At 59.5% G+C, this 3,727-nt stretch carries 3 protein-coding genes; all 3 read left to right on the top strand.

Annotated features, from left to right (window positions below; all coding sequences use genetic code 11):
* The first annotated feature begins 2 nt into the window (after nt 1-2).
* The 3 genes from der to D8V06_RS25295 all read left to right on the top strand — a co-directional run bounded on the left by der (nt 3) and on the right by D8V06_RS25295 (nt 3,670).
* On the top strand, nt 3-1,451 hold the full coding sequence (der, locus tag D8V06_RS25285) for a ribosome biogenesis GTPase Der (protein WP_241667866.1): 1,449 nt from the start codon (nt 3-5) through the stop codon (nt 1,449-1,451).
* Nucleotides 1,452-1,742: 291 nt separating this feature from the next.
* A complete protein-coding gene (locus D8V06_RS25290) occupies nt 1,743-2,891 on the top strand; it encodes a pyridoxal phosphate-dependent aminotransferase (protein WP_130905811.1) in 1,149 nt (382 codons plus the stop codon).
* Nucleotides 2,879-3,670, top strand: a complete 792-nt coding sequence (locus D8V06_RS25295; RefSeq protein ID WP_056855261.1) for an amidohydrolase — start codon at nt 2,879-2,881, stop codon at nt 3,668-3,670. Before D8V06_RS25290 ends, D8V06_RS25295 begins: the two co-directional genes overlap by 13 nt.
* The last annotated feature ends 57 nt before the right edge of the window (nt 3,671-3,727 follow it).

The raw sequence follows: 3,727 nt of genomic DNA on the forward strand, positions 1-3,727 counted from the left end.
TGGTGGGCCGACCGAACGTCGGCAAGTCCACCTTGTTCAACCGCCTGACCAGGACTCGCGACGCCATCGTCGGCGACTTGTCCGGTCTGACCCGTGATCGCCAATACGGTGAGGCCAAGTGGCAAGGGCGTTCCTACATTCTGGTCGACACCGGTGGTATCTCCGGTGACGAGCACGGTATGGACGAAAAAATGGCCGAGCAGTCGCTGCTGGCCATTGAAGAAGCGGATGTTGTTCTGTTCCTGGTAGATGCCAAGGCCGGTTTCACCGCCGCCGACCAGATGATCGCCGAGCATTTGCGCAAACGTAACAAGCGTTCCTACGTGGTTGCCAACAAGGTCGACAACATCGACCCTGAAATGGCCCGCGCCGAATTCGCTCCGTTGGGCATGGGCCACGCGATTCCGATCGCCGGTGCTCATGGCCGTGGCATCACCCAGATGCTGGAAATCGCCCTGAGCGACTTCCCGAAAGACGAAGAAGAGCCGGAAGAAGGCGAGGAAGAGATCGTTGCCGAAGGCGAGGAAGCCAAGCGCATTCCTGGCCCAAGCGAAAAAGACGGAATCAAGATCGCCATCATCGGCCGTCCGAACGTCGGCAAGTCGACCCTGGTCAACCGCATGCTCGGTGAAGACCGGGTCATCGTCTACGACCAGCCCGGCACCACCCGTGACAGCATCTACATCCCGTTCGAGCGTAACGACGAGAAGTACACACTGATCGACACCGCGGGTGTGCGCAAGCGCGGCAAGATCCACGAAGAAGTCGAAAAGTTCTCCGTGGTCAAAACCCTGCAAGCGATCAAAGACGCCAACGTGGTGATCTTCGTGATGGACGCCCGCGAAGGCGTGGTGGACCACGATCTCAACCTGCTGGGCTTTGCCCTTGAAGCCGGTCGTGCGCTGGTTATCGCGATCAACAAGTGGGACGGCATGACGCCGAGCGAGCGCGACTTCGTGAAGGTCGAGCTGCAGCGTCGCCTGTTCTTCGTTGACTACGCCGACATCCACTTCATTTCGGCACTGCACGGCACGGGCGTGGGCAACCTCTACGCATCCGTACAGAATTCGTTCAAGTCCGCAGTCACCCGCTGGCCAACCAACCGCCTGACCCAGATTCTGGAAGATGCAGTTGGCGAGCACGCGCCGCCGATGGTCAACAACCGCCGGATCAAGCTGCGCTATGCGCACTTGGGTGGTGCCAACCCGCCGATCATCGTGATCCACGGTAACCAGATCGAGAAGGTGCCGAAGTCTTACGTCCGTTACCTGGAAAACACTTACCGTCGTGTTCTGAAGCTGGTCGGTACGCCGATCCGCATCGAGTTCAAGGGCGGCGAGAACCCGTACGAAGGCAACAAGAACTCGCTCACCGACCGCCAGGTCAACAAGAAGCGTCGCTTGATGTCCCACCACAAGAAGGCCGACAAGAAACGCCGCGACAAGCGTTGATTCAAGCCAGCCCACACATATGTGTGTGGGCACTCTGTGGCGAGGGAGCTTGCTCCCGCTCGGCTGCGCAGCAGTCGCAAAAACAGTCGATGCGTTTAATCTGAGCATTCTCGGTTGCTGATCTTGGGACCGCTTCGCGGTCCAGCGGGAGCAAGCTCCCTCGCCACAGGTTTGGTGGTGATCAATTGAAGAAGGGCGTCTTTAAGGCGCCCTTTTTCATGCCTGCCGTTTGGGCTATCCTCGGGCTCTCCCGTGCCGTCGTAGAGCCGGGTATAGAGCAGGGAATCACCGATGATCACCAGCAAGCTGCCGAATGTCGGCATCACTATCTTCACTCAGATGTCTCAGCTCGCGGCGCAAACCGGGGCCATCAATCTGTCCCAGGGTTTCCCTGATTTCGCTGCCCCGCAGGCCCTGTGCGATGCAGTCGGGCGTCACGTTGCCAATGGGCATAACCAGTATTCACCGATGACCGGGCTGCCGGCACTGCGTCAGCAAGTGGCGGCGAAGATTGCTCGCAGTTATGGCGTGCATGTCGATGCCGACAACGAAGTGACCATCACTCCTGGTGCTACCCAAGCGATCTTCTGCGCGATTCAGGCCGTTATCCACAGCGGCGACGAAGTGATCGTTTTCGATCCGTGCTACGACAGTTACGAGCCGTCGGTGGAGCTGGCCGGTGGTCGTTGCGTGCATGTGCAGCTCGGACTGAATGACTTCTCTATCGATTTCCAGAAACTGGCTGAAGCCATTACGCCGCGCACGCGGATGATTGTGCTGAACACTCCGCACAACCCGAGCGGCGCGTTGATCAACCGTGCCGAGCTGGATCAGCTGGCGAATTTGATCCGTGATCGCGATATCTATCTGGTCAGCGACGAAGTCTATGAACACCTGGTGTTTGACGGCGTACCCCACGTCAGTGTGCTCAATCATGAAGAGCTGTATCAACGTGCGTTTGTGGTCAGCTCGTTCGGCAAGACCTACCACGTTACCGGCTGGAAAACCGGCTATGTAGTCGCGCCACCGGCGCTGACGGCGGAGCTTCGCAAGGTTCACCAATACGTGAGTTTCTGCGGTGTGACGCCGCTGCAGTACGCATTGGCTGATTTCATGGCCGAGCAGCCGCAACACGTCGAAGAGCTTCCGGCGTTCTATCAGGCCAAGCGCGACCTGTTCTGCGATCTGCTTTCGCCGTCGCGCTTCAGTTTCACCCGGGTAGCCGGCACCTATTTCCAGTTGGTTGATTACTCGCAGATTCGTCCGGATCTCAATGACGTCGAGATGGCGTTGTGGATGACCCGAGAGCATGGCGTGGCGAGTATTCCGATCTCGGTGTTCTACCAAACGCCCCCTGTCGGCCAACGCCTGGTGCGGCTATGTTTTGCCAAACGCGAGGAGACCCTGCGTGAAGCAGCGGAAAAATTATGCGTGATCTGAGTGCTCTGCCGAATCTGACCGTCGCGCTGATCCAGACGACGTTGGCTTGGCATGATCGCCAGGCCAACCTGGAGCATTTCGAGCGATTGCTGGAGCAGGCCCGCGGAGCTGACTTGATCATCCTGCCGGAAATGTTCACCACCGGTTTCTCCATGGAGTCGCAAACCCTGGCTGAACCGGAAAACGGCCCGACCAGCCAGTGGCTACGAACTCAGGCGGCGAAACTTGAGGCGGTAATCACCGGCAGTGTGATCGTGCAGGCGGCCGACGGCAGCCACCGCAATCGTCTGTTGTGGGCGCGGCCGGACGGTGAAGTGTTGCATTACGACAAGCGCCACCTGTTCCGCATGGCCGGTGAGCACAACCACTACACGCCGGGTGAGCGTCAGGTGCAGTTCGAGCTCAAGGGCTGGCGCGTGCGGCCGCTGATTTGCTATGACCTGCGCTTCCCGGTGTGGAGCCGCGATGCTCAGGATACTGACCTGCTGCTCTACACCGCCAACTGGCCGGGGGCACGTCGTCAGCACTGGAATCGGTTGTTGCCGGCACGGGCGATCGAGAACCTGTGCTACGTGGCGGCGGTGAATCGCATCGGCACCGATGGCAAGGGTTTCGCGTATACCGGCGACAGTCAGGTGCTGGATTTCCAGGGCGAGACGTTGCTCAGTGCGGGGGAGGCGGATGGGGTGTTCACGGTAGTGCTGGATGCGGCGGGACTGGCGGCGTATCGGCAGCGGTTTCCGGCGAATCTGGATGCGGACACTTTCGAGTTCACCTGACTGATCGTACCCACGCTCCGCGTGGGAACGCAGCCCGGGACGCTCTGCGTCCCATTT

This window comes from Pseudomonas sp. Sample_24 (genome assembly GCF_004307605.1).
GTDB lineage: Bacteria > Pseudomonadota > Gammaproteobacteria > Pseudomonadales > Pseudomonadaceae > Aquipseudomonas.

Coding starts and splice junctions, on each gene's coding strand:
- D8V06_RS25290 (WP_130905811.1), top strand. CDS start 1,743: ATGATCACCAGCAAGCTGCCGAATGTCGGCATCACTATCTTCACTCAG.
- D8V06_RS25295 (WP_056855261.1), top strand. CDS start 2,879: ATGCGTGATCTGAGTGCTCTGCCGAATCTGACCGTCGCGCTGATCCAG.